Source organism: Pseudomonas sp. c313 (assembly GCF_055407145.1).
This window is the reverse complement of the sequence record NZ_JBUZRD010000042.1, coordinates 1-1,327: the sequence shown is the minus strand read 5'-3', so window position 1 is coordinate 1,327 and position 1,327 is coordinate 1. Positions and strand designations below refer to the sequence as shown.

At 58.9% G+C, this 1,327-nt stretch carries 1 protein-coding gene; it reads left to right on the top strand.

The genetic code is table 11. From position 1 onward, the window contains the following. Positions 1–70 precede the first annotated feature (70 nt). A protein-coding gene (locus ACZRKZ_RS27725) for an IS3 family transposase (protein WP_463983200.1) occupies positions 71–1,290 on the top strand; the annotation gives its coding sequence in 2 pieces (ribosomal slippage) (positions 71–416 and positions 416–1,290; 1,221 coding nt in all). The last annotated feature ends 37 nt before the right edge of the window (positions 1,291–1,327 follow it).

Sequence of the window (1,327 nt, the reverse complement as noted above, 5' to 3'; positions counted from 1 at the left end):
TGGACGAGCCCCATGAAAGACAGGACACCGTTTCCCCCTTACGATAAGGGATAGGCAAACGGTTATGTTTATGACTAATAGCAACGACAAGAGTGGGGAGCTTTTGGGCCAGGAGCGGCGGCGCCGCTGGAGCCCAGAGCAAAAGCTGGCCATGGTTCGCGAGAGCCTTGAGCCAGGACAAAGTGTGTCGGTCGTCGCTCGGCGCAACGGCATCAATGCCAACCAGCTGTTCCTGTGGCGCAAGCTGTACCAGGACGGCAGCCTGTCGGCGGTCAGTGCTGGCGAAGCCGTGGTGCCTGCCTCCGAGCTGAGCGATGCGCTCAAGCAGATCCGTGAACTGCAACGGATGCTGGGCAAGAAAACGATGGAAGCCGAAATCCTCAAAGAGGCCGTGGAGATAGCCCGGTCGCGAAAATGGATTGCGCACTCACCCTTGTTGCCGGGGGACGACCAGTGAAGCTGGTCAGTAAATGTCTCGGTGTAGCGCGCTCGCAATTAACGGTTCGAATCAAGCAATCGGTATCGCCCAAAGTGCGGCGAAGCAGGCCTGTGAACGATGTAGAGCTGGTCGCTGAAATCCAGCAAGAGGTCAGCGAACTGCCCAGCTATGGATACCGTCGCGTCTGGGGACTACTGCGTCGTGCACGTGAAAAGCGCTCGCTGCCGGCGGTCAACGTGAAACGGGTTTACCGGGTGATGCGTGACCACAACCTTTTGCTTGAACGCCGGATCAAACAGCCCGGCGTGCCGCGTCGGCACGAAGGCCGTATTGCCGTGGAAACCAGCGATACGCGTTGGTGCTCGGACGGCTTTGAGTTCCGCTGCGAGGACGGCGCCAAACTGAGCGTGACCTTCGCCCTCGATTGCTGTGATCGCGAAGCCATCGGCTGGGTGGCAAGCCCGACCGGGTACAGCGGCGATGATATCCGCGACTTGATGCTGGAAAGCGTGGAGAAGCGTTTTGGTGATCAACTGCCCACCACACCAGTTCAATGGCTAAGCGACAACGGTTCGGCGTACACCGCCGAACAGACACGCCTGTTTGCTCGACAGATCGGCTTGCAGCCGGTGACCACCCCGGTACGCAGCCCGCAGAGCAACGGCATGGCCGAGAGCTTCGTGAAGACGATTAAGCGAGATTACGTGGCGCACATGCCCAAGCCGGATCGAGAAACGGCGTTGCGTAACCTGGCAATTGCCTTCGAGCACTACAACGAGCAGCATCCACACAGCGCCTTGAACTATCGCTCTCCGAGGGAGTTCAGGCGCTTAGCGGCAGCATCAATTTAACGGGGAGTTGGTGTTCGGTTTTGTAGGGGCAAGTCCA